The organism is bacterium (assembly GCA_035307765.1).
Lineage (GTDB): Bacteria > Sysuimicrobiota > Sysuimicrobiia > Sysuimicrobiales > Segetimicrobiaceae > Segetimicrobium.
In genome coordinates this window covers 25,885-50,172 of sequence record DATGHU010000050.1, presented here as the reverse complement: position 1 = coordinate 50,172, position 24,288 = coordinate 25,885, and the positions used below count along the sequence as shown (strand labels likewise).

Below are 24,288 nucleotides of genomic sequence, written 5' to 3'. Positions count from 1 at the left end.
GAGCAACAACCGGCCCACCGGCGTGAGCTTGCCCCGTGTATGACCCATGAACGCCTCCCAGCTTGGGGCTCACTGCTTCCGCCCCACACAAACGCTGGAAGGCGTTCCAGTGTCAACAACCTAAATGGGAACTGCAACTAGATGCCTACCGACGCACTAAAGGTCAATACGGTATGGCGTCCTTGGGTGTCGCCCGGCGGAGTCACCAGAGCCACTCATATTCGGTAAAAATGGGAGCGTCGGCAGTGGTGTGGGCAATCGCTCCGGGGCCATTAAACTTCAGAGAGGTCTCCGCGACCCGAAAAGCGCCAACGATCTGGCCGTCAAAGATTTCCCCATAGCCATGGTTGCTCCGGACCGAGCACCAGACCTGATAGACTCGGGGAAGGAGGGGAATCCGCCGGATGCGGCAGGCCAAAGTGGACATGCCCTCAATCTCGTCCGGAACTTTTCCATCGACCAGCATCGAGCAAAGGATTAGGCTGCCCGGGCGCCCGTCTGTGATCCCAATGGAAAAAAATGGCCGGGCGATGCGCGCCTCAGCCGTTACCGCGAGGCGAATCTCCACATCGTCGCCGGTGCGGAAGACTCCTTTCTCTATGCCTGTGCCATCGTGGAACGAAACGTGGTCGATCCGGAGAAGACCTGAGGGCCGGAATTGTACTTCGCGCCCGATCCGCTCAAGCTGGCGTGTATCTACCCAGTCCAGATAGCGACGCAGAACTTCGTCGCTCTTGCCGATGACCTCGACACGCCCATCGAGCAAGAACATTCCTCGCCGGCAAATGGTTTCGACCGCGGAGAGATTGTGCGAAACAAAGAGAAGCGTTCTGCCTTCATTCACTAACGCCGTCATCCGTTCCACGCATTTCGCTTGAAACCCCGCATCTCCAACAGCCAGAGCCTCATCAACAACGAAGATGTCTGGATCGATGTGACTGGCGATCGCAAATCCGAGGCGCAACTGCATGCCGCTCGAATACATTTTTGTCGGCATATCCAATACACTGCCGAGTTCAGCAAAATCTACGATGTTGAAGAACCGTCGTTTGATCTCACGCCCGGACATTCCCATGATCCGTCCGTACATCCAAATGTTTTCACGCCCGGACAACTCAGGATGTATGCCCGTGCTAACTTCAATGAGCGCGCCCACGCGTCCACGAAAACGAACGCTTCCACGCGTTGGGTATGAAATCCGAGCCAGGAGCTTTAAGGCGGTCGTCTTGCCAGCTCCGTTAGGCCCTATAAGGGCGAATGACTCCCCAGCTTCCACCTCGAAGGAGACTTTATCGAGAGCTATTCTTCCTTGGTCGACGGTTTCGCGGCGACGAAGAAGGGCAACGGCTCTTGCCCCCAATTGTGTTAGATCTTCTCGTAAGGAGGCATGGCGTGGTCCTCCTCCACGATACCGCTTACTGACCTCCTCAAATCTGACCGCCCAGGTCATGAGCTAAATCGCATCGGCGAACCCGGGCTCCATGCGTTTGAAGATCAGATAGCCCACCCAGGCCGTGATCAACGTGATTATCGTGCTGGTGAAGAGGAGCCCCCCATCAGGGGCCACTCCTTCAACGAGGATCCGCCGAAAGGCGTCAAGGATCCCGGCCGCAGGGTTTGCCAACACATACAGTGCCCGCCACTTCGCCGGCACAGCTGTTAGGGGATAAGCGACTGGACTGGCAAACATCCAGAGCTGCAAGAGAATCGGCAGTGCATATCGAAAGTCGCGATAGTAGACTGTTAGCGCCCCGAATGTCATGGCTAAGCCCGCGGCCAGGATGGCCATCAATAACCAAAGGGGCGCGGCGAGCAGCACGGTCCATGCCAGCCGCCCACCGAGATACCGGTTCATGATGAGCACTAAGGCAAGCCCAATGATGAAATCAAGTCCTGTTGCAAGCACCGCGCCTAAAATTGGTGCCTCGCGAGCAAAGTACACTTTCTTCACAAGTGTCCCATCTAACACGAGCATCTGTGCACCGATCGAAACGGCGGTTTGGAGGAATATCCACGGCACCAGTACGGACAGGGCGTACGCGGCATACGAGTGGTTCCCTTTTGACAATTCAGCGAATCGCCCAAAGATGACCGTAAAAATGCCGAGAAAGGCAAGCGGCTGGATAATTGCCCACGCGACGCCGAGAGTGGCCTGCTTGTACTTCAGCCGGACGTTGCGCTCAGCGAAAGCCCAAACGACCTCCCGGAAGAACCAGACCTCTCGCAAACCGTCGAGGACCCCTGGGGGCCGGTTTCCCTTGATCACCAGCTCATTCATGTCACTCGATGCCTTCCATCATGTTCTCCCCGAACATACCAATTGGTTCCACAATACCTATTACCAATTCAAGGCCGAGTTTAGCGGTTTCATGCTAGCCTTAGGGGATTAATTTCCCGTCCCCACCCGACCCCCGGCGGTCCTTGCGACTGTCGGACTTGCAGCCATGCTCGCTGATTCTTTATGAGAGCACCTCGTGTGCTTGGGTTTTGGTGGGCCGCGCGGTCATTGCGTACGAGCCTGCTTTAATGAGCGCAAACGGGAAAATGGGGGAAGTATCGAGATAGTCATGGGGAACGGGGTGAGTGTCCACCACAATGTTCCTTCGGCAGAAAGCGTTTGATCGGCGGGTTCGGAGAAAGCATTGCGATCAGGTCCGAGGTGTGTTTCCTACACGTTGTTGACACTTACATGGCTGGTACCCGTCCTTCAAGCGCCGTGCGAGAGGTGACAATGATTGTAATAGTCCAGCCATTTAGGAAACGTGATTCGGCGCTCCTGGTTCAAGCAATAAAGCCACGCGTACGCCGATTCGTGCGGCAACGTTTGCACGAACCGCTCGGCTTTTTCGTTGATCTGCGGCCGAAAGGGGCGCGTGATCTTGTGCTTGGTTTGCAGCCGTTGAACCGGCGCCCACGCCCTTGGGCGTAAAGGAGGGGACTGGCCCTTTTTTCTTGTGGGATAGAGTGTTTTTTGTGATCCAATTATTGTCGAACCTTGGCGGGCGAAACTTCAAGATCTGCGGGGAGGTCGCGCGGCCCTGCCAACTTACGGTTGAGATGTATTGCGCGAACCAGCTAACTTTGCCCGTTGTGCAGCGCGCCAAGAAGTGGAATGTTCGAGCTGCTTTAGAAGGGGGTCGGGTAAGAGTGTCCACAATTGGGAGGGGCGGGGAACTTAAGGGGGATAATGGGGACAGGAATATGCTGAGGATTCTTCACGTCGTCCGCCAGTTCCATCCTTCCGTGGGTGGGATCGAGAAGGCGGTAATGGCTCTCTGTCATCACCTACAACAAAGAGGGCACGATTGCGATGTTGCGACACTCAGACGTTTATGGCGGACCTCCGAAGTGTTGCCTCCGAATGATGTCGTGGATGGCGTGAAAGTGTTCAGGCTCCCGTTCACGGGGGGGCGCAGGTTTTTCCTTGCCCCGACCATTTTGGGAAGAGTCACGAAGTACAATTTGGTGCATGTACATGCTATTGATTTCTTCGTGGACTACCTCGCCATCACCAAGTGGTACCACGGTAGGCCGTTGATCGTCTCCACGCACGGAGGATTCTTCCACACCTCCTGGGCGCTTGGTGCCAAATGGGCCTACTTCCACACCGTAACCCGTTTGGCACTGGGCCAGGTAAACCGGGTTATTTGCGTCAGCAGACAGGATGATCGCCTCTTTGCCTCAATAGTGCCGTCGGCAAAACGAGTTGTCATTGGAAATGGCATTGATGACATGTTCTTCCGCTCTCATGAGTCAGCGGAGCCCGGACTCCTGCTCGTTGTCGGGCGGATCGCCGAGAATAAGCGCATCGACAGACTGATTGACTTGCTCCCGTTGATCCGGCGGGAGATCCCAGAATCGCAGCTCGTGATTATAGGGCCAGATTCAGATGGGTTGCGAGCAACGTTGGAGGCCCAGGCCAGAGCGCGTGGGGTGGGGAGGTCCGTCTTTTTTGTCGGTGCGGTTGACGACGAGACCCTACGCGAGTATGTGGCGAGGGCGCATCTGGTCCTCGCCCCCTCAGACTACGAGGGCTTTGGGATTTCCGTCGTGGAGGCGATGGCGGCCGGCGCACTCGTGGTAGCGAATGCAATGATCGCGTTCCGAGAGATTATCCACTCGGGAGTGAACGGATTCCTGGTCGATTTCGCAGATGCACGGACTGCCGCTCACGCAATCGTAGCCGCCATGCGACTCCCGCTCGTCGAGCGGGTAAAGATTGGCGCGCAAGCGAGAGCAACGGCCTCGCAGTTCAGATGGGATGCTGTGGTGGGGCAGGTGGAGCAAGTTTATCGCCATGCCCTTGGAAGGAATGTCGTGTGCTAAAGAGTGAGGGCGGCGCGTTTGCGCGGTTGCTTCAAGGGAACGGTGACCTCCGGCCTCGACGATTGGCGCTTGCGGGGATCGCCTTTGACGACCTCGATCTTGCCGAAACCGTTGCCCTCCTCGATCGAGCTATTACCGGGGGCACGCAAGGATACGTGGTAACCCCAAATGTCGACCACGTGGTTCAGTATCAGAGGGATCCGGCCTTCCGCGCCGCATGCGATGGCGCGGCGCTGCGCGTTGCCGACGGTATGCCGGTGGTGTGGGGAACCCGCCTCCTCGGCCGGTCGCTCCGTGCCCGGGTCGCCGGCGCTGACCTCCTCCCCGCGCTATGCGAGATGGCGGCTGAGCGAGGCCACACCGTCTTCCTCTTGGGGGGTCAGAAGGGGGTCGCGGATCAAGCTGCGGCACGTCTAGCCGCACGGTATCCAGGGCTGCGTGTCGCAGGTACTTACACTCCACCCGATCGTTTCGAACCGTTTGGCGAGGCGGGGGCGGCAGCCCTGTGGGCAGTCAATGCAACTAAACCGGCCCTGCTGTTTGTGGCCCTCGGTGCCCCCAAGCAAGAATTCTGGGTGCATCACCATTGGGCCAGGCTCAACGCCACCGTGGTCGTGTGCGTCGGGGCGGCCCTCGATTTTGCGGCGGGGACTCAGCGCCGCGCGCCGCGCTGGATGCAGCGGGCGGGGCTTGAGTGGCTGTGGCGGTTGGCTCTCGACCCGAGGCGGCTTTGGAGGCGATACCTGGTCCGAGACGGCGCGTTTCTGGGCATATTGCTGAAGGAATGGTGGAAAGAGCGGACCCGGACCTTCAGAAAGTAAGCTCCCGCGCATTTTGGCTGCCCGCCGTCTGGGCCCGGTCCCGGGCGTGGGCTCGGGGGGTGTCGTTCCTCGCGCTGGTGCTCTGCGACTTGGGCGCATTGACCATTGCCCTCGGGGCGGCCGTCGGGGTGCGAATCACGATCCTTCCCGTGATCTCCAAGGCGTTTGATCGGCCGACCTACTCGCTGCCCCATTACGCGGCCCTATGGTGGATTCCCGCCGCCTACCTCGGCGCGCTGGCCTACGCGGGGTTGTATACGCGTCGCGATCCGTATTGGGAGGAGGTTCGGCGCTGCCTCATCGGCGCGACGGTCGGCACGGTCCTCATCTTTGCCGTGCTCTCTGTCGCAAAGATCTCTGACGACGTCTCGCGTCCGGTCGTCGCCATGGCGTGGGGTCTCCTGCTCGTGACGTTGCCGCTCTCCCGAGGTGCCGTCAAGGAAGCCTTGTTCATCGCGGGCCCGTGGCGGAAGCGCGCCCTCCTCGTCGGGGAGGGCGTCATGGCTGAGACGCTTCTGGAGGGGTTTCGGCGCAATCGCACCCTCGGGTATGACGTCGTTGAGGTGATCTCGGACCCCGCCTTAGCGGCAGCCCGGGCTGTTGCCGCCGGCGCCCGCGAGGTTATTTTGGCGACGCCCGACCTGGGACGAGCCGAGTTCCTTCGCCTCGTGGAGCAATTGCGTGAGGTCGCCGAGAACATCATGATCGTCCCCGACCTCGCTGAGGTGCCCGTCCTCGGGGTAGAGGTTCTGGGGCTCCTGGAGGATCGCGCCCTGCTTCTCCGGGTCCCGAACAATCTCCTCAAGCCGTGGAACCTGGCCGTGAAGCGGGCCTTCGACTTGGCCGTGGCCTCCGCGGTCGGCCTGATGCTTCTTCCGTTCATCGCGGCGGCAGCGCTGCTGCTCCGGCTCGAAAGCCGGGGGCCGGTCTTCCACGTCGAACCGCGTGTTGGCCGGAGACACATTCCGTTCGCCTGCTACAAGCTGCGGACGATGTTCGTTGATGCCGATCAGCGCCTGAGCGAGTTCCTCGCCGCCCATCCGGACTCGGCCGACGAATGGGCACGCTTCCGCAAGCTGCGCGGCTACGATCCCAGGGTCACCCGCCTTGGGCAGATCCTCAGGCGATACTCTCTCGATGAACTCCCGCAGCTCCTTAACGTTGTGCGCGGGGAGATGAGCTTGGTCGGCCCTCGGCCGTACTTGCCTCCGGAGATGACGCTGCTCGACCACGACAGCATGTGCGGCGTGCTCCCCGGGATGACGGGGTTGTGGCAGGTGAGTGGCAAGAACGCATTGGACCTGCGCGAGCGCGCGCGCCTGGATCGCTGGTACGTAAACAACTGGTCCCTGTGGTTGGATGTTATTGTTCTCGTGAAGACCGTTCCGGTCATCTTGGGGGGGCGTTAGTCTCGTGGGAGATCCGGGGCGAAGTTCGGTGTCTAAGATCTGGGGAATTTCGGCATACATTCTAAGAGTCAAGCGCGGTTCGGTGGTGAACCGCAGGCGCCTTCGCGGCGATTACCCACGCGGATCTCGGAAAGTGGAGTTAGGTGACGTCGGCTTCCAGCATGTTCGGTACGACCCACGCCGTTGGCAGGGCGGCGAGGCCGGTTCTTAGGCACCCTTAGTCATCAGGAGGCAAACCCGACGGACGGGACCTCCGAGTCGCCCGTCGCGCAGTTCGAGTTGCTGGTGATCCAAACAGTTGTTCGCATCCGGTTGCAGGACCCAGGCCCTAGAAAGGCGAATACGGGTTCGCACCACCTTGAAGGAGGCCCAAAACCATGGGCTTGTTCGGTAGCCGGGTATCCATTGGCCTGGATCTCGGAAGCCACACCCTGAAGGCAGTCGAGGTGGTGCCCTCCGGTGGGGGATTTAAGGTCACTCACCTCGCTGCGGCCCCGACACCCGCCGGCGCCGTAGCTGACGGTGCGGCGGCGAGCGCCGACGTCCTGGGTGCGGCCATCCGCAACCTCATGATCGCCGCGGGGATCAAGGGGACTCGGGTCGTCACGGCGCTCGGCGGGGAAGCCGTGATCGTCCGCGAGTTGAAGCTTCCCGAGATGCCCCCGGCGGAACTGGAGCAGGCGGTCGCGTACGAAGCCGAGCGTTACCTCCCCTACGGTGTCCGTGAGGTCAGCCGGGACTTCCAGGTGCTGGGGAAGGCGGTGGAGGAAGGACAGGTGGAGATCCTTCTCGTCGCGGCGCGCAAGGAGGTCGTCAGCCGTCAACTAGCGGCCCTGCAGACGATCGGGCTGTCGGCGGGGGTCCTCGATGTCGCCCCGTTCTCCATGCTCCGCTCCGTCGGCCGGCGGAACGGTCAAGCGGAGGGGACGATCGTCTACATTGATCTAGGGGCGGAGAGCTCCGACATCATCATCATGGAAGGCGACCGCCTTCGCCTCGCGCGCAATATCTCCAACGGGGGCAACGCGGTGACCAAAGCGATCGCCGAAGCCCTGAGCCTCGAGTTCCCCGCAGCCCAGACCCTGAAAGAGGAGAAGGCGCAACTGCTGCTTGAGGGTCAACAGCCCGACGATCCGACCCTCGTGCAGGTCCACACCGCTATCCTGCCGGTGATCAACAGCATCTTCACCGAAGTCCGCCGGTCGCTCGACTACTACCAGACCCGATCCCGCGGGCAAGCGGTGGCCAAAGTGGTCCTGACGGGTGGGACCGCCAAGCTGAAGAACCTCGGGCCGTTCCTGAGCGAGGAGCTCGGGCTGCCGGTGGAGATCGGCAACCCCTTTACCACCTTCCGCGCGGACGCATTTCCGCCAGAATACCTGAACGACGTCGGCCCCACGATGGCCGTGGCGGTTGGCCTCGCGCTGAGAGGAGAGTAAGACTCGATGATCACGATCAACCTCCTCGCACCGGGAAAACGGCGGCCGGTCGGCCCCACGCCCGGGACGATATTGGGGATCGCGGGGGCGGCGCTGCTTGTCGTCATCCTCATCGCGATCTCGCTCTTTTTGGGGAGCCGGGTGGCCTCCTTGCAGCGTCAAGTGGCCGAGGTTACCCAGCAGATCGAGGCCCTTCGGCCGGTCGCCCTCGAGGTGGAGCAGCTCCGGGCGACGGTGCGCCAGTTGCAGGCCCGCCAGGCCGTCATCCAGGCGCTCTTGGCCAACCAACTGCCCGCGACCGATTCGTTGACGGCGATCCGGACCGTGATTCCTCAGGACGTCTGGCTCGTCAACCTCACGACGTCGGGGGGTAAGGCGGTCCTCTTCGACGGGTACACGTTCTCCTACAAGGGCGTCGCCCGGTTCATGGTCGCGCTGAAGGACTCAAACCGGTTTCGCAACATCGATCTCACCTCAACGCAGAAGGACAAAATCGGGGCACGGGAAGTGGTCAAGTTCCAGGTGACCGGAGAGCTGGCGCCGACGCACTCGGCACGCGCCACCCCTTCGGAGGTTCCGGAGGGGGAGGCCCCCTCTCGCGTCACCGCCCAGAAGAGTGGTGATCCTCAATGAGACGGCTCGAGCCGCGTGAGAAGGCGATCCTGGTGTTCCTGGGCGCGCTGGTAGTGGCGCTTGGCTTCTATTATTACATCTACACACCCAAGATGAAGCAAATCAACCTGCTCTCCCAGCAACTGAAGACCCAGCAGACCGAGTTGGCCCGCCTGCAGGCCGAAGCGGCGCAAAAGGACGAGTTGGAGCGACAGGTCGCGGCGCTGCAGAAAGATGTGCAATCGAGCGAAGCGAAGCTTCCCTCGGCTCGCGAGATCCCCGTGCTGCTGGTGCAGCTGGAGGGTCTCGCCTCTCAGGTCGGCGCGGACCTGACGCTGATCAAGCCGGGCCCCCTGCAGGCCCCCCAGCAGACGCCGGGCCAGCCCCCCAAACCGGGCGCTCCCGCGGCGGCGGCGGCCGGAGGTCCCAGCTATCAGACCTTCAGCTTGGAGCTCACCGCCGACGGCACGTTTGATCAGATCCAAAGCTTCTTGCACGGGATCGAGACGTTCCCGCGCTTCATCTCCATGACCGATATCCGGATGAGCCCAAACGGACAGGCCGGGACGAATCCTCCGAAGCTCACCCTGGCACTTCAGGCGACGACGTACGTGGTGCCGGAAAGCGGGGCGGGTCGATGACGCCTGATAAACTCCGCAAAGCCCTCCCGCTCGTCGTCATTGTTTTGGTCGTCATTCTCGCCGCGGTGGTGTACAAGAACTTTGGGGGAAAGCTACCTGGGCCCGGCGCGACCATCCACTCCACCCAGACCGCTTCGTCGGCGCCCGCCGGATCTGCGCCTCAAGCGGCGACCCCTGCCGCGGGGAGCGCGGCGGCAGCGGGGACGCCGTCGACGACGGGGAACCCGGCCCCAGGCACCCCGGCTCCATCGGGGAAGATGCCACCGACCCAGAATCCCACGGAGACCATCGTGGGAACGGGTGGGCGAGGCCGATCGGATCCGTTTGCCCCGCTGGCTTCGGCGGAGCTACCGCGCCCAACCGCGACCCTTCCGCCTTCTCCTGGGGTCGGCTTACCGCTACCTCCGGGATTCACCGCTCCAGGAGGTGGGCCTGGCACGGCGCCGCCGCCCCCCCCGCCCGGAGCGGGGATGCGGGTCGCAGGGATCATGGGCTCGCGTTCGCGGGTGGCCATCATCGAGGCACAGGGTAAGAGCTATATCGTGGGCGTGGGGGAACGCGTGAACGACGCCGTCGTGGTATCCATAGACCCCGACAAGGTCACCATGAAGCAAAATAATATGACGTTCGAGTTGGGCGTCGGAGGTGAGAAGTCGCTATGATAGTCCCTTTGCGGGGTCCTATGCGATCCATCGCGCTCGGAGTGATGCTGCTGTTTGTCTTCGCGACTTGGCCGGTTGCTCAGGCGCAGGCTGCCCCCGTGAAGGTGACCGGGATCAACCTGAAGGAGCTCGCGACCCAGGTGCAGATGGCGATTGTCGCCACCGGCCCGGTGCGGTTCCAGGTGCGCGACCTCAACCCGAACTGGATCGTCGTGGACATTCCCGGGACAAGTCTGGGGATGCCGGCCGGCGACCTGCCGATCGCGCGCGGGCCGGTGACGAAGGTGAGGGTGGGGGAGTACACGACCGATACCGTTCGGGTGGTTGTGGAGTTGTCCCAGCCGGTGAGATTCCACGTCACCACCTCCCCTGGTAACATGGCGGTCCTCGTCGTCATCCCCACCCAGGCCGGACAGCCGATCCCTGAACGGGCCGAGTCGGCGCAGCTGCCGCTTCCGCCTACCGCCCCATCGAAGACGTCGCAGCCCACACCCACACCGGCGATGAACGCCGGGCCCTCGTCCAGCAAGACCATCAACCTGGAGCTGCGGAACGCGGACATCGCCGACGTGTTGTCTGCCCTGGCCAAGCTCGCGAATGTCAACATCGTCACCGACACCGATGTCACCGGGAAGATCACCGTCCGGTTGATCGGCGTGACGTTTGACGAGGCCATGCACCTGATCCTCGACCCCAATGGCTTGGGGTATGCGATGGTCGGGAACAACATCGTCGTGGCGAAGAAGGAGAAGCTGGCCCGGCCGGTTCTGCGCCAGTACGAGGTGAGCAACATGCTGGCGTCGCAGTTTGCCGGCAGCTACCTGCCTATCACCGGGATCAACAAGGCCCAGATCGTCGTGGACGACAACACCAACTCACTGTTCGTCGTCGGGACGGCCGAAGACCAGGCAAAGGTGTCCGATCTGCTCGCACGCGTGGATCTTCCCGCCGAACGGGCCGTGACGCGGGTGATCCGCTTGAGCTATCTCGACCCCGCCTCCTTCGTGGATTTGATGGGCGCGCGGCTGCCCGCGAGCGTGACCGGGACCACAAAGATCGACAAGGCGAGTAACTCCATCGTCCTCACCGCATCGGCGGCGCAGATGCAGATCATCGACGGCCTGCTCGGCCAGGTCGACACCGCGATTCCGCAGGTCTTGATCGAGTCGATGGTCGTCGAAGTGCCGACGGAGGAGACGAAGAACCTCGGGGTGGCGTGGCAGACCTCGACGCCGTTCACCATCACCAGCACGGGGGGTCAATACCCGTGCTGCCCGAATGCGACGATCACCTCGCCGGCGATCCTGGCGACGCTCAATACCTTGATCCAGGAGAACAAGTCGAAGCTCCTCGCCAATCCCCGGCTCGCGGTCCGCGACGGGGAAACCGCGAAGATGAACATCGGCGACAAGATCCCGTTCCAGGTCGTCAACGCCCAAGGGGTCCCGTCGGTCGTGATCATCGAGGCCGGCGTCCAGTTGGAGATCACGCCGCGGATCAACGCCGACGGCTACGTGACCGTTAAGATGCACCCCGAGGTGAGCAGCATCGTGACCGCGCCGGCGCCGAACGTCCCGCCGACGATCGCCACCCGCGAGGCGGATACGGAGCTCACGGTGAAGGACGGGACGCCGATCGTGCTCGCCGGGCTCATCCAAAAGAACGAGGTTCAGAACACCGTAAAGGTGCCGCTCCTCGGCGATATCCCCCTGATCGGCTGGCTGTTCAAGAGCGTGTCCACGGATAAGACCGACAACGAGGTGATCTTCGTGATCACCCCGCACATCCTCCAAAAGATCGGGTAGCGAGGGCGCCGTCGATGCGGATCGCGCTGGCTGTCCTAAGCCTGGTGGCACTCATGGTCGGGGGCGTTTCTGCGGCCGTGCCGCCGTACGACCCTGCAAATATCTACCCCACCGAGGGCGATTTCGTGCGGTCGGTTGCCGTCTATCAGCGGGCCCTCGCCGCCAATCCTCAGGATTCGGACGCCTACTACTGGCTCGGGTTCGCCTACTGGGAGGGCTCGATCCGATCCCGGAACGGCCTCGTGCCGTACGGCGGTGGGTACCTCGACCGGGCCATCGACGCGCTTGAGCACGCCGTGAGCCTCGACGACAAGAACCTGGCGGCCTGGGAACTGCTGGCGCAGGCGTATCCGACCCGGGGGTCGGCGCCGAGCGGCGCCTCGCCCCAGGGCCAGTTGAGCGACGACGACAAGGGGGATCGGGCCGCCCAGAAGGTGGTCGACCTGAGCGAGGACCGCGCCGTGGCCTACAAGGGATCGCCCCGTCCCGGCGCCCACAATGGTGAGATCGCGGTGATCTATCCATCGCTGCCCACCCGGCAGAAGTACAATCCGGCCGACTTCTACGTGATTGTCGACCAGGACTCGAAGCTCGTGTATCAATTCCCCTGCTCGTCGCTTCCGAAGATCGCGCACCCGGCGCTGTTTTTGACCAAGTGGGAGGCGTTTGCCAGGGGGTATAAGCCGGCCACCGTCTGCACGCCTCCGTGATCAGCGCCGTTCGGTCGGCTCCGGGCTCAGGCCCCGGGGCCTCCCGATGCGCCCGGTCGGGTCAGGACTAGCGACGCCCCGCAGCATTTATGGACGGTGTCGCGTTCGTCCTGGGGCTCATTGGCGGCAGCTTTGCCAACGTCTGTATCTATCGACTCCCACGACAGGAGTCGGTCGTCTGGCCGGGGTCGCACTGCCCGCAGTGCCAGGCGCCGATCCAGTGGTACGATAACATCCCGCTGCTCAGCTTTGTCCTGCTCCGGGGGCGCTGCCGCCGGTGCGGTGCCCCGATCAGCTGGCGCTACCCGCTCGTCGAACTTCTCACGGGGGTGCTGTTTCTCGTGAGCGTGGCGACGTTCGGGGCCAGCTTGCGGGCGGTCCAGAGCATGGTCTTGGGCACCCTGCTCCTCATCGTGTTCTTTGTTGATCTCGACCACTTCATCATCCCCAACCGGATCACCTACCCGGGCATCGTCGTCGGGCTCGTGTTCGCCGCCGTGTCCGGCGGGGGGGTGGACGTGCGGCACGCGGCCGTCGCCGCGGTGACCGCGATCGCGCTCGGAGGCGGGTTTATCCTCGTGAACCTCTTGAGCATCCCCCTCCTCAAGCAAGAAGGGATGGGAATGGGGGACGCGAAACTGGCGGCAATGATCGGCGCCTTTCTGGGGTGGCCGATCGGCGGGGTGGCGATCCTGCTGGGGGTGTTCATCGGCGGGGCGCTGGGCGTGTTCCTGCTGGCCCTGCGGATCAAGGGGCGCCGGGAGCAAATTCCGTTCGGCCCGGCGCTGGCCGCCGGTGCGATCACCGCGATGTGGTGGGGCCCGGGTCTACTGAATTGGTACTTGAGCAGGCTGGTGGGCTGAGGTCCGTTGCCGGACGCGCACTCGCTGGGCGATGCGCTGGTCGCCGACGCGGGGGGGATCGCCGCTGCTTGGGTCGACCGGATGCTCGCGGCCGACGGCTCCGGATTCACCCACCGGCCGCGCGATGAAGTTCGGCGCACGTGCGAAGTCTACATCACCGACCTCGGCCACTATCTCCTCCACCGCGACGAGCGGGCCCTGCGGATTGGCGTGGCGAAGGAGGCGGCCAGGCGGTGCCGCATCCGGTTCCCGCTGGGGGACCTGGTGACCGGCTACCGGGTGCTGCAGGATCTGCTCTGGGAACGGGTGGGACGGGAGGGGACGAGTGAGTCCGCGGGACCGGCGCTGTGGGATCTTGGCGGGGCCATTGCCGTGAGCATCGAAGAGACGGTCAAGGAGTACCAGCGGCTGCTGGCGCAGCAGATCGCCGCGCACCAGCAGGAGATGGACGAGCTGAGCCGGCAGATCCAGCAGTCGGCGAGCCTCGACGACCTCACCGGGTTATTCACGGTGCGGGTCTTGAACGAATACCTGCCGCGGGAAGTGCAGCGGGCGCGCCGGTACCAGCATCTGTTGTCGCTGGTGATCTTCGACGTCGACGACTTTTCGCGGTTGGTCGACCAGAGTGGGACGTTCGAGGGCGATCGCGTGCTCAAAGAGCTCGCCGAGGTTGTGCCGGGACGCGTTCGCGAGGTCGACATCATGTGCCGTCTGGACGTCGACGAGTTCGCGGTGATCCTTCCGGAGACGCCGATCGCGCAGGCCGTCATGGTCGCCCAGCGAATCCGGGCGGCCGCCGAGGCGCACGGGTTTTTCGCCGCGGAACTCCGAGCGTCTGGCCCGGTCCGGATCTCCGCCGGCGTGGCGGGTTTTCCCGACGATGCTGCCACCGCGGAGGAACTTGTCGAGCACGCCCGCCGCGCCTGTCAGCACGCGAAGGACCTGGGCAAGAACCACGTCGCGGTGTACGCGGAGTCGCGGACCTAACCGTCCATGCGTGGCCTGAGACGATGCCGCGCGTGGTCCGGCGCGGTTATCCTGCCGATCGCCCTCGTTTTTGCCTTCGCCTTCAGCCCTCCCGCGCATGGCGAGGGCATCGAGTCGTGGATGATCCGTGGGGCGGCCGACTACCGAGCGGGATCGTTCGTCGAGGCGGCGCAGGCGTTTGGCCGGGCCGCGGCCGAAGCCCCGATGTCCGCACGCCCCGCGCTGTGGATGGGGGCGGTGGAGGTGGCGCGGGGAGATCGGGCCGGGGCGACGGCGTGGTTTACAGAAGCGCTCCGGCGGCATCCCAGCACGGCGGAACAAGGTGCGCTGCGGTCTGGCTCAACCTCTTGGGGATCGAAGTGACCCGCCCGCGGTGGCGCGTGCGCACCCCCGAGGAGTACGCCGCCTTCGTGCGGGCGTCGAACCCGCGGCTGACATCCGGGCAGGCGCGCTGGTTGGGCTACGCCGTGGTTGCCGCGGCCACACGCTACGGACTGGATCCGCGCCTTCTCGCCTCGGTGGTCTACATCGAAAGCCGGTTCAATCACCAATCCATCTCTTCGGCCGGGGCGGAGGGACTCGGGCAGCTGATGCCCGGGACCGCGAACGGGCTGGGCGTGAATCCCCACGATCCCCTCCAGAACCTCTTCGGTGCGGCGTGGCTGATTCGGCTCGACCTCGATGAGTTTCGGAATCTTCCCCTGGTGCTGGCCGCGTACAACGCGGGGAGCGGGGCGGTCCATCGCTGGGAGGGGATCCCGCCCTTCGCGGAGACGCAGTGGTACGTGTGGGCGGTCCTGTGGGTGTTCGATGGGCTTCGCGCCTAACGCGGTCTGACCCGCTCGACTCCATGTTCACCAGCCGACGACGCCTCACGCACGTCGCCCAAGTGCGTCCACGATGCCCAACCGGTCCGCCGGAAAAAATACAACGAGGCCGGGAGGAGGATCCGGCCTCGTTGCTGAGCGGGGTGCATGACGCATGCTCTCCCCGCCCTCGAACGGTGCGTCTGCACGACGATGATACGCGGTCTGCGGAACGTGTGTCAATGCAAGTCAGCGAGAGCATCGTTGCGTGTGCTGCGGAACTTCCATGGATGATGCGTTGACCATCCTGATGACGAATGTTAGACTGCTCTTGCGCTTGACGCCCGCGGTGGGCGCATCGTAATGAACCACAAGGGGGTGTCCCGCGTGGGCGGCGACGAGGACGTCATTAAGTTGCTCGATGAGGATGGGGTCGAGCACGAGTTCAGCGTCGTCGATGTTTTGGAAGTGGATCAGCGTCGATACGCGGTGCTCCAGCCCGTGATGGGTGGGGAGGAGTCGGAGACCGCGGTGATCTTCCGGATGGAGGATGACACCCTCGTGACGATTGAGGACGATGCGGAGTTCGAGCGAGTCCGCCAGGCGTTTGAGGCCTCGGATGAAGGAGAGACCGAGGTCCATGTGGAAACCGCGTCCGGCTCGTCGACGGAGGGCTCCGGCGAGACATCCCACTGATGGTCAGTACTGCAGGTGACATGTGCTTCGGTGGCTGCGGCCGGCGTCGCAGGTCCCGACGGTCTACGACATTGACCTGCGCGCCCTTCGCGCACAGGGCATCCGCGGTGTGATCTTGGATTTGGACAACACGATCGTCCCCTGGGGCGCTCATCGGCCGAGTCCCGAGCTCCCCGGGTGGATCGCCGCCGCCCGCGCCGCCGACCTGCGCTTGTGCATCGTCAGCAACAACATGGGGAGTCGCGTGACGAAGCTGGCGATGATGCTCGGACTCCCCGTCGTGACGGGAGCGCTGAAGCCGTGGACGAAAGCGCTTCGTCGGGCGCTCTCGGTGATGGAGACGACCCCTGAGGTGACGGCTCTCGTGGGAGACCAGGTGCTGACCGATATTCTCGGGGGGAACCGCCTCGGCCTGCACACGATTCTCGTTCGCCCGCAGGGTCGGCGGGAGTTTGTGCTCACCCGGTTGATGCGGTTTGTCGAGCGGGCCATCACCGGAGGCCGCCGGTGAGCCGGTGATGCCCGGGACGACCCCGACGCTCCGTTCCCACCTCGACCGCGCCCGGGAGTACCTCGGGACATCCGGGACCGAGGCCCTGTTGCTCTTGAAGACAGAGAACCGTCGGTACGTGACCGGATTCACCGGGTCGGCCGGATTGGCCCTCGTCACTCCGCCGGAGGCGCTCCTCGCGGTCGATTTTCGCTACGAGGAGCAGGCGGCGGCGGAGGCCCCCGGCTGGACCGTGCTGCGAGGCGGGCGGGATCCCCTGGGCGCGCTGGCGGCGGCCGTCGGTGAGCGAAAGCCGCGCACGATCGGATTCGAGGCCGAGTTTGTCTCCTACGCCCAGGTGCTGCGGCTGCGGGAGAAGCTTGCTCCCGCCGAGCTGGTGCCCCTCAATTCGGTAGACCGTCTCCGCTGGGTGAAAGACGCCGAGGAACTGGCGGCGATCTCGCGCGCGGTGGAGATTGCGGATCAGGCATTCGTGCACATGCTCGAGGTGCTCCGCCCCGGACTCACAGAACGCGCGGCCGGGGTCGAACTGGAATCGTTCATGCGCCGCGCCGGAGCGGACCGGGTCGCCTTCGACAGCGTGGTCGCCAGCGGCCCCCGCTCGGCCCTGCCGCACGGCCGGGCGACGGACCGGGTGATGGCCGGGGGGGAGTTCGTCACCCTCGACTTTGGCGCGCAATGCGGTGGGTACTGCTCGGATTGCACCCGGACGGTCGCGCTCCGAAGCGCCGATGACCAGCAGCGCCGGGTGTATCAGGTTGTGCTCGACGCTCAGCGGCGTGCCCTCGACATGATCCGGCCGGGCGTCCCTTGCCGGTCTGTGGACGAGGCGGCCCGGTCCGTCATTGCCGCGGCGGGATTTGGGGAGGCGTTCGGGCACTCCCTCGGCCACGGTCTGGGGTTGGAGGTGCACGAGGGGCCGCGGCTCTCGCCGTTGGAGGACGCCGTCTTGGGCCCCGGCATGGTCGTCACCGTCGAGCCGGGGATCTACCTCCCGGGGTGGGGCGGGGTGCGCACCGAAGACGACGTCGTGGTCACCGCGGACGGGTGCCGCATCTTGACGCGGGCGCCGAAAGAGCTCCGGGTCGTGTTGGGGTAGCCCGGGTGTGCGGCAAATCCGGCGGCGGGTTTCGAAGGGAGTGGGGCGGGTGGGCTCTTCCCGCCTCCGGGTCCGCGGGTGTTTCGAGGGCCGTCCGCTCCATCGCGTTTGACAGGGCGGCAGGGTTGCGGGTACACTGCCGAATGGGTGATCGTGTGTGATCTCGAGCAATGACTTTCGTCCAGGGGTGCATTTCCTGCTCGACGGGGAGATGTATGTCATCATCGCTTCCGACCATGTGAAGGTGGGTCGGGGGCCGGCCTACGTCAAAGCCAAGATCAAGAATATCAAGACCGGCTCCACGACGGAGCGGACGTTTCGCACGGCCGAGCGGGTTCCGCTGGTGTATCTCGAGCGGAAGACCATGCAGTATCTGTACTCGACCGGCGACGAGTACGTGATGATGGATAAGACCAACTACGAGCAACTCCATCTGTCGGCGGCCCTGGTCGGCGACGCGACCCGGTTTCTCCGGGAGAACATGGATGTGACGGTGGTCTTCCACGAGCAGACGCCGCTCGGCATCGAGCTGCCCAATTCGGTGGACCTGAAGATCATCGAGACCGTGCCGGGTTTTCGAGGCGACACTGTAAGCGGCGGGACCAAACCCGCCACATTGGAGACGGGCACCGTCGTGCAGGTGCCCCTCTTTGTGACCGCCGGGGAGACCGTGCGGATCGATACCCGCTCCGGGAACTACATCGAGCGCGTGCGGTAGCGTCGGCAAGGTTCCGTCCACCCAGGTTTGCCAGCATCGGAACGCGTGTGTTATTATAGGTAGAAGTGTGGCAGGCATGTCTTTTCCCCGGGTCGGGGTATACCTCACTTACCGGTGGCACCCAGGCAGGTGGCGGGGGCGGCCGCAGCTCCGGCGGCGCTTCGGCGGGCGGGCCAGATTCCGGCGGTGAGCACGGTTGATGGGAGGTGGAGCGATGAGCGCAGAGGGTGAGACGACGCAGCAGGTCCCGGTGAACGAGTTTCAGCGACACGCCAAGGACAGTGGATCCGCCGACGTTCAGATCGCGCGTTTGACCGGACGCATCAACCACCTCAGCGAACATTTGAAGATCCACAAGAACGATTTTCATTCGCGGCGGGGTTTGCTGCGCATGGTCGGGTTGCGGCGTCGGCTCTTGACGTACCTCAACACCCACCACTTGGAGCGATATCGCGCAATCGTCGATCGGCTTGGGTTGCGGCGGTAGACGACGGAGCGGGGATCCCGCTCCGTCGCCGTTTCGGCGGGGAATTGGACCGACCCACATAATGCACGGAGGAGGACGGCAGCGGTGACAACGGACCAGGTCGCGCACGGGGGGAGGACGGGCCGCGTGGACGTGGAGGTGGGCGCCCGCCCGATCTCGATCGAGACCGGCACCTTAGCCAAACAGGCCAACGCCGCGGTGGTCGTTCGGTCCGGGGACACGCTCGTTCTGGTCACCGCGACGATGTCGTCGGCGCCCCGTGAGGGGATCGATTTTTTCCCGCTGACCTGCGACTACGAAGAGAAGATGTTCGCCGCCGGGAAGATCCCCGGCGGTTTTTTTAAGCGCGAGGGGCGGCCGGGAGAGCGGGCGACTCTGAGCGCGCGCCTGATGGACCGCCCGATCCGGCCGCTGTTCCCCAAAGGCTTCCGGAACGATGTTCAGGTGGTCGCCACGGTGCTCAGCAGCGACCTCGACAACACTCCCGACGTGCTGGCGGTGTGCGGCGCGGGGGCGGCGCTGGCGATTTCAGACATCCCGTTCCATGGGCCGATCGCCGCGGTCCGGATCGGCCAGGTCGACGGTCAGTTGGTGGTCAACCCCTCGCTGAAGCTGATCGATGAGAAGGCGATGGACTTGGATCTCGTCGTCGCCGGCACCCGGGACGGCATCACCATGGTGGAAGCGGGCGCGCGTGAGGTCTCCGAGGAGCGCCTGCTCGAGGCCCTCGACCTCGCCCACGGGGAGATCAAGCGGATCATCGCCGGGATCGACGACCTGGTCCGCCGGGTAGGGCGCGCCAAACTTTCGGTGACGCCCCCCGCGTACCCCGAAATAGAGGCGGCGGTGCGGGAAACGGCGGCGGCGAAGATTGCCGAGGCCTTGCGCCGAGGCGACAAGCTGGCGCGGGAAACGGCGCTAGCCGAAGTCGCCGCGGACACGCAGACCACGCTGGCGGATCGATTTCCCGGACAGGCCAAGATCGTCGGCGACCTAGTGGACGGCGTGATCAAGGCGGAAGTCCGCCGGATGATTCTCAACGACGGCATCCGGACCGACGGCCGCACCCCCACGGAGATCCGTCCGCTCTCCGCGCAGGTGGGGCTGCTGCCTCGGGTGCACGGCTCCGGGTTGTTCGTGCGGGGACAGACCCAGGTCCTGACGGCGTGCACGCTGGGGACGGGACAGGACGAACAGATCATCGACGACCTGAGCACGCGGGACCGGAAGCGATACATGCACCACTACGACTTCCCGCCCTATAGCGTGGGCGAGGCCCGTCCGATGCGCAGTCCAGGTCGACGCGAGATCGGGCACGGGGCCCTGGCCGAGCGTGCCGTGGAGCCGATGTTGCCCCCGGAAGAGGAGTGGCCGTACACCATCCGTCTCGTTTCCCTCGTGCTCGAGTCGAACGGGTCCACCTCGATGGCTTCGGTCTGCGGCAGCACGCTGGCTTTGATGGATGCGGGGGTGCCGATTCGCAAGCCGGTCGGGGGGATCGCCATGGGGCTGATCACCGGGCCGGCGGGGGATCCGCGCGTCGCGATCCTCACGGATATTCAGGGGATCGAGGACGCGATGGGCGACATGGACTTCAAGGTGGCGGGGACCCGAGACGGGGTGACCGCGCTGCAGATGGACATCAAGATCGGGGGGCTCTCCCGGGAGATCTTCCGCCAGGCCCTGGCCCAAGCGCGGGAGGCGCGGATGCGGATCCTCGATGCGATCGTGCGGACGATTCCCGCCCCACGGTCCACGATGTCGCCGTACGCGCCGCGGATCATCACGATCGTCATCAACCCGGAGCGGATCCGCGAGGTGATCGGTCCAGGCGGGAAGGTGATCAACAAGATCACCGCGGAGACCGGGGTCAAGATCGACATCGAGCAGGACGGACGCGTGCTGATCGCCTCGGCGGACGAAGAGGCCGCCGCGCGCGCGCAGCGAATGATCGAGGACATCGTCAAGGAGGCGAAGCCGGGCGAGATCTACAAGGGACGGGTGACCCGCCTGATGAACTTCGGCGCGTTTGTGGAGATCTTCCCGGGCAAGGAGGGGCTGGTCCACATCTCCGAACTCTCCCGCGAACGGGTCAACAAGGTGGAGGACGTCGTCAAGGTGGGCGACGAACTTGAGGTGAAGGTCAAGGAGATCGATAACCTCGGGCGCGTCAACCTGACCCGGCGGGGGTTGGTGCCGGGGGACGAAGTGCCGGCGGGGCTGTCCCCCGAGGGGGGCGATGGCGGCGGCGGGGAGACGCGCCGGGCCGAACGGTTCGACCGGCACGATCGCGGACCTCGGGATCGGGATCACCGGGGGCCACGACCCCCGCGTCGAAAGCCGGGGCCGTAGTGACGGGCGTTCATCCTGGCGTTGGGGAAGCCTCCGCGAGGAGGCTTCTCGGCTACCTATGGGGCTCCGGGCGGGATCGCCCGGTGGGGGGGCCGCGGCATGGGGATGACGATGGCGGTTGACCAGGCGCTGTACCGGCGCGCGACCCTTTCCAACGGGGTGACGGTGATCACCGAACCGATGGACCACGTGCGCACGGTGGCGCTGGGCGTCTGGATCGCGGCGGGGTCTCGGTACGAAGACACTCCGCACAACGGGATCTCCCATTTTATCGAGCACATCCTGTTCAAGGGCACCGCGACGCGATCGGCGCTGGCCATCGCCGAGGCGGTGGACGCGATCGGGGGCCAGCTCAACGCGTTCACGGACAAAGAACACACCTGCTACTACCTGCGGGTGCTGCGCGATCACCTGGCGGAGGGGATGGCGATCCTCACGGACATGCTCCTCCACCCGGCGATGGACGCGGAGGCGGTCGAAAAGGAGCGACAGGTGCTCGCCGAGGAGATCAAGATGTACGAGGACGCTCCGGACGACCTCGTGCACGACGTGTTCGCGGAGACCCTGTGGCCCGAGCACCCGCTCGGCCGCCCGGTTTCCGGGAGCCTGGCCAGCCTGGGCGGACTGACCCGTGAGGATCTCCAGGCCTACATGGCGGAGCGGTACCGCCCCGACGCCGTGCTGGTCACCGCGGCGGGGTTGTTGGATCACGAGCAGATCGTGGATCTCGCCGACCAGTTTCTGGGCGGATGGGCCGGGCGCGCCGCCCCGGCCGTCCACGTGCCGCCCCGGCCCCAGCGGGCGACAGCCTACCGGAGTAAGGAGATCGAGCAGGTGCACCTCTGTCTCGGCGTGCCCGGCCTCGCCCAGGCCCACCCGGATCGGTACGTCCTGGCGGTCCTCGACTCCGCGCTGGGGAGCGGGATGAGCAGCCGGCTCTTCCAGGAGATCCGGGAGGAGCGCGGGCTGGCGTACTCCATCTCCTCCTACCAGTCCGCCTACGCCGATGCGGGGGCGTTCGTCGTTTACGCCGGCACGAGCCCCGCCGCGACGCGGGAGGTCGTGCGACTGATCCTCGCCGGCCTGGTGCGCGCGCGCGACGGGCTGACCGTTGACGAGGTGGCCCGGGCCAAGGAATCGCTCAAGGGGAACCTGATGCTCGCCCTGGAGACCCCCGGCAGCCGGATGAGCAAACTGGCCCGCTCGGAGCAGTACTTCGGGCGCCAGATCACCCTGGACGAAATCATCGCCGACGTCGATGCCGTCGAGGGCGAGGCCGTGCGGCACCTGGCAGATTCGCTTCTGGTTCCCGATCGGCTGGCGCTCGCGGCGATCGGCCCCTTCGATCAGCAGCCCGCGCTCATCGCAGCCATCGAGGAAGAGGTGCGGGCCCGTGCAGGTGCATAGGGTGGTCGTGGCCGGCGCCGCCGGCCGGATGGGGCGGGCGGCCGTGCGGACGATCGCACGGCGGGAGGACATGACCGTGGTGGGTGCCCTCGGCCGCAAGACCGGCGTGGGCCAGGATGCGGGGGGCGTGGCCGGAGCGGGAACGATCGGCGTGCCGATCACCGCCAGCCTGGTGGACATCTTCCTGATGGGTCGGCCGACGGTGCTGGTCGACCTCACCCACGGCGACGCCGCCGCGGAGCACGCCGCCGTGGCCCTCGATCATCGGGTGCCGGTGGTGATCGGTGCGACCGGGCTCTCCGTCGAGGCCGTCACCGTCCTGCGGGAGCGGTGCGCCGCCCAAGAGCTGGGCGGCATCCTCGCCCCCAACTTCGCGCTCGGAGCCGTGTTGATGATGGAGTTTGCTCGGCGTGCGGCCCGGTTCTTCCCGCACGCGGAGATCATCGAACTGCACCACGACCGTAAGCGCGACGCGCCGTCGGGCACCGCCGCGCGCACCGCGCGTCTGGTGGCCGAGGCGCGGGGAGCCGCGCCCGAGCCGCCCGTGACCGAGACGGTGGTCGCCGAGGGCGCGCGGGGTGCCTCGATCGATGCGGTGCCGGTCCACAGCGTGCGGCTGCCCGGATTGGTCGCCCATCAGGTGGTGCTGTTTGGCGGGCCGGGGCAGACGCTGACCATCCGGCACGACTCCACGAGCGAGGAGTCGTTCATGCCGGGGCTGGTGCTCGCGATTCAGCGGGTCGGGGCCCTGCGCCGCTTCGTGGAAGGGTTGGAGCACGTGCTCGATCTGTAGTGGGAGGGAGAGGGATGCCTGGGTTTGAGGTCGCGGTCGTCGGCGCGACGGGTGCGGTGGGGCAGACGGTGTTGCGGGTGCTGGAGGAACGATCCTTCCCCGTCGCCGCGCTGCGGGCGACGGCCAGCGCGCGCTCCGCCGGACGCACCGTGACGTTTCGAGGCCAGCCCCACACGGTGGTGGAGACGACGTCGGAGGCACTCGCCGGCGTCCAGATCGCCTTCTTCGGCGGCGGGGACGGGGCCAGCGAACGCTTCGCCCGGGCGGCCGCCGCGGCGGGGACGCTGGTCATCGACAAGAGCTCCACCTTTCGGATGGCCCCCGACGTGCCGCTGGTTATCCCGGAGGTCAACCGCCACGCGCTGCGGGGGCACCGGGGGATCATCGCGAACCCGAACTGCTCCACGATCACGATGCTGATGGCGCTCGCTCCCCTCCACGCCGTCGTCCCCATCCGCCGGGTGGTGGTCTGCACCTACCAATCCGTCTCGGGGGCCGGCCGCGATCAGATGGACGCGCTCCTGGACCAGGCCCGCCGCCTGCTGGCCGACGAGGCGCTGCTGCGGGAGCGGCCCCAACCGGACGCGGTGGAGCGGGTGGCCGGCACCGCACAGCCGATCGCCTTCAACCTCCTGCCGCAGTGGAAGTGGATGCCCGGGGGCGTGACGGAAGAGGAAGACAAGATGATTCACGAGACCAGGAAGATCATGGAGGCCGACCTCCCCGTCAGCGTGACGACGGTGCGGGTGCCGATCCTCATCAGCCACCTCATGGCGCTGCACGTGGAGTTCGCCCGGCCGTTCCCCGTCGACCGGGCGCGCGCGGTGCTGGCCGCCGCTCCCGGGGTTGAGGTGGCCGACGATCCCGATCACGGCGTGTTTCCAACGCCGCTGTACGCGACCGGGCGGGACGCGTGCATCGTCGGGCGGCTGCGGCCCGACCCGACGGTTCCCCACGGTCTCTGCTTGGTGGCGGTGACCGACAACCTCAGGAAGGGCGCGGCCCTCAACGCGGTGCAGATCGCGGAGGCGCTGATCGCCGATGGGCTTGCCGCCGAACGCCAGAATCCGAAGCCGCCGAGCAGGAGCCTTGCCGGGGGATCCTGAACATTTTTGAGGACGGCCGCACCCCGGGCCTGCCGAGA

The 24,288-nt window shown here is 65.1% G+C and carries 24 protein-coding genes and 1 pseudogene; 22 read left to right on the top strand and 3 right to left on the bottom strand.

Translation table 11 applies throughout. The features are described from left to right. Nucleotides 1-202: 202 nt before the first annotated feature. The 3 genes and pseudogenes from VKV57_17475 to VKV57_17465 form a co-directional block, all read right to left on the bottom strand. Nucleotides 203-1,450 (bottom strand): ABC transporter ATP-binding protein, encoded by a 1,248-nt coding sequence (locus VKV57_17475; GenBank protein ID HLW61695.1) that lies wholly within the window; start codon nucleotides 1,448-1,450, stop codon nucleotides 203-205. Between the two features lie 3 nt (nucleotides 1,451-1,453). After that, nucleotides 1,454-2,278: an ABC transporter permease gene (locus VKV57_17470; protein HLW61694.1), complete on the bottom strand. Its 825-nt coding sequence runs from the start codon at nucleotides 2,276-2,278 to the stop codon at nucleotides 1,454-1,456. Between the two features lie 453 nt (nucleotides 2,279-2,731). Further along, nucleotides 2,732-2,893: pseudogene (locus tag VKV57_17465) on the bottom strand (integrase core domain-containing protein). Between the two features lie 308 nt (nucleotides 2,894-3,201). On the opposite strand from VKV57_17465, the gene VKV57_17460 reads away from it, so the two are divergent. The 22 genes from VKV57_17460 (at nucleotide 3,202) to VKV57_17355 (ending at nucleotide 24,250) form a co-directional block, all read left to right on the top strand. Continuing rightward, nucleotides 3,202-4,326 (top strand): glycosyltransferase family 4 protein, encoded by a 1,125-nt coding sequence (locus VKV57_17460; GenBank protein ID HLW61693.1) that lies wholly within the window; start codon nucleotides 3,202-3,204, stop codon nucleotides 4,324-4,326. Further along, nucleotides 4,320-5,147: a WecB/TagA/CpsF family glycosyltransferase gene (locus tag VKV57_17455; protein ID HLW61692.1), complete on the top strand. Its 828-nt coding sequence runs from the start codon at nucleotides 4,320-4,322 to the stop codon at nucleotides 5,145-5,147. Before VKV57_17460 ends, VKV57_17455 begins: the two co-directional genes overlap by 7 nt. Before the next feature lie 59 nt (nucleotides 5,148-5,206). Then, nucleotides 5,207-6,556, top strand: a complete 1,350-nt coding sequence (locus VKV57_17450) for an exopolysaccharide biosynthesis polyprenyl glycosylphosphotransferase (protein HLW61691.1) — start codon at nucleotides 5,207-5,209, stop codon at nucleotides 6,554-6,556. Between the two features lie 377 nt (nucleotides 6,557-6,933). Next, on the top strand, nucleotides 6,934-7,995 hold the full coding sequence (gene pilM, locus VKV57_17445; GenBank protein ID HLW61690.1) for a type IV pilus assembly protein PilM: 1,062 nt from the start codon (nucleotides 6,934-6,936) through the stop codon (nucleotides 7,993-7,995). Between the two features lie 6 nt (nucleotides 7,996-8,001). Then, nucleotides 8,002-8,628 carry a PilN domain-containing protein gene (locus VKV57_17440; GenBank protein ID HLW61689.1) on the top strand — a complete coding sequence of 209 codons (627 nt, stop codon included), beginning with the start codon at nucleotides 8,002-8,004 and terminating at the stop codon, nucleotides 8,626-8,628. Continuing rightward, the gene (gene pilO, locus VKV57_17435) at nucleotides 8,625-9,248 is read left to right on the top strand and encodes a type 4a pilus biogenesis protein PilO (GenBank protein HLW61688.1); all 624 of its coding nucleotides are present in this window, start codon (nucleotides 8,625-8,627) and stop codon (nucleotides 9,246-9,248) included. Before VKV57_17440 ends, pilO begins: the two co-directional genes overlap by 4 nt. A gap of 470 nt (nucleotides 9,249-9,718) precedes the next feature. Beyond that, nucleotides 9,719-9,910, top strand: a complete 192-nt coding sequence (locus VKV57_17430) for a hypothetical protein (protein HLW61687.1) — start codon at nucleotides 9,719-9,721, stop codon at nucleotides 9,908-9,910. A gap of 20 nt (nucleotides 9,911-9,930) precedes the next feature. Continuing rightward, complete coding sequence (locus VKV57_17425) at nucleotides 9,931-11,715, top strand: secretin N-terminal domain-containing protein (GenBank protein ID HLW61686.1); 1,785 nt, start codon at nucleotides 9,931-9,933, stop codon at nucleotides 11,713-11,715. 14 nt (nucleotides 11,716-11,729) lie between these two features. After that, nucleotides 11,730-12,425 carry a tetratricopeptide repeat protein gene (locus tag VKV57_17420; GenBank protein HLW61685.1) on the top strand — a complete coding sequence of 232 codons (696 nt, stop codon included), beginning with the start codon at nucleotides 11,730-11,732 and terminating at the stop codon, nucleotides 12,423-12,425. Nucleotides 12,426-12,514: 89 nt separating this feature from the next. Further along, nucleotides 12,515-13,288 (top strand): prepilin peptidase, encoded by a 774-nt coding sequence (locus tag VKV57_17415; protein HLW61684.1) that lies wholly within the window; start codon nucleotides 12,515-12,517, stop codon nucleotides 13,286-13,288. Nucleotides 13,289-13,294: 6 nt separating this feature from the next. Next, nucleotides 13,295-14,275 (top strand): GGDEF domain-containing protein, encoded by a 981-nt coding sequence (locus tag VKV57_17410; protein ID HLW61683.1) that lies wholly within the window; start codon nucleotides 13,295-13,297, stop codon nucleotides 14,273-14,275. A 6-nt stretch (nucleotides 14,276-14,281) separates the two neighbouring features. Then, nucleotides 14,282-14,638, top strand: coding sequence for a hypothetical protein (locus tag VKV57_17405; protein ID HLW61682.1), 357 nt, complete (start codon nucleotides 14,282-14,284; stop codon nucleotides 14,636-14,638). Beyond that, the gene (locus VKV57_17400) at nucleotides 14,635-15,102 is read left to right on the top strand and encodes a lytic transglycosylase domain-containing protein (GenBank protein HLW61681.1); all 468 of its coding nucleotides are present in this window, start codon (nucleotides 14,635-14,637) and stop codon (nucleotides 15,100-15,102) included. The genes VKV57_17405 and VKV57_17400 overlap by 4 nt, the downstream gene beginning before the upstream one ends. Before the next feature lie 366 nt (nucleotides 15,103-15,468). Further along, on the top strand, nucleotides 15,469-15,777 hold the full coding sequence (locus VKV57_17395) for a DUF1292 domain-containing protein (GenBank protein ID HLW61680.1): 309 nt from the start codon (nucleotides 15,469-15,471) through the stop codon (nucleotides 15,775-15,777). 22 nt (nucleotides 15,778-15,799) lie between these two features. Next, the gene (locus tag VKV57_17390) at nucleotides 15,800-16,288 is read left to right on the top strand and encodes a YqeG family HAD IIIA-type phosphatase (protein HLW61679.1); all 489 of its coding nucleotides are present in this window, start codon (nucleotides 15,800-15,802) and stop codon (nucleotides 16,286-16,288) included. 7 nt (nucleotides 16,289-16,295) lie between these two features. Further along, a complete protein-coding gene (locus tag VKV57_17385) occupies nucleotides 16,296-17,387 on the top strand; it encodes a Xaa-Pro peptidase family protein (protein ID HLW61678.1) in 1,092 nt (363 codons plus the stop codon). Between the two features lie 157 nt (nucleotides 17,388-17,544). Beyond that, nucleotides 17,545-18,105 carry an elongation factor P gene (gene efp / locus VKV57_17380; protein HLW61677.1) on the top strand — a complete coding sequence of 187 codons (561 nt, stop codon included), beginning with the start codon at nucleotides 17,545-17,547 and terminating at the stop codon, nucleotides 18,103-18,105. A gap of 214 nt (nucleotides 18,106-18,319) precedes the next feature. Beyond that, nucleotides 18,320-18,592 (top strand): 30S ribosomal protein S15, encoded by a 273-nt coding sequence (rpsO, locus tag VKV57_17375; GenBank protein ID HLW61676.1) that lies wholly within the window; start codon nucleotides 18,320-18,322, stop codon nucleotides 18,590-18,592. A gap of 84 nt (nucleotides 18,593-18,676) precedes the next feature. Beyond that, entirely contained in the window at nucleotides 18,677-20,944 is a 2,268-nt protein-coding gene (locus VKV57_17370) for a polyribonucleotide nucleotidyltransferase (protein ID HLW61675.1), read from the top strand. A 99-nt stretch (nucleotides 20,945-21,043) separates the two neighbouring features. After that, a complete protein-coding gene (locus tag VKV57_17365) occupies nucleotides 21,044-22,351 on the top strand; it encodes a pitrilysin family protein (GenBank protein ID HLW61674.1) in 1,308 nt (435 codons plus the stop codon). Next, the gene (dapB, locus tag VKV57_17360) at nucleotides 22,338-23,144 is read left to right on the top strand and encodes a 4-hydroxy-tetrahydrodipicolinate reductase (protein HLW61673.1); all 807 of its coding nucleotides are present in this window, start codon (nucleotides 22,338-22,340) and stop codon (nucleotides 23,142-23,144) included. The genes VKV57_17365 and dapB overlap by 14 nt, the downstream gene beginning before the upstream one ends. 14 nt (nucleotides 23,145-23,158) lie before the next feature. Beyond that, nucleotides 23,159-24,250 carry an aspartate-semialdehyde dehydrogenase gene (locus tag VKV57_17355; protein HLW61672.1) on the top strand — a complete coding sequence of 364 codons (1,092 nt, stop codon included), beginning with the start codon at nucleotides 23,159-23,161 and terminating at the stop codon, nucleotides 24,248-24,250. Nucleotides 24,251-24,288 lie beyond the last annotated feature (38 nt).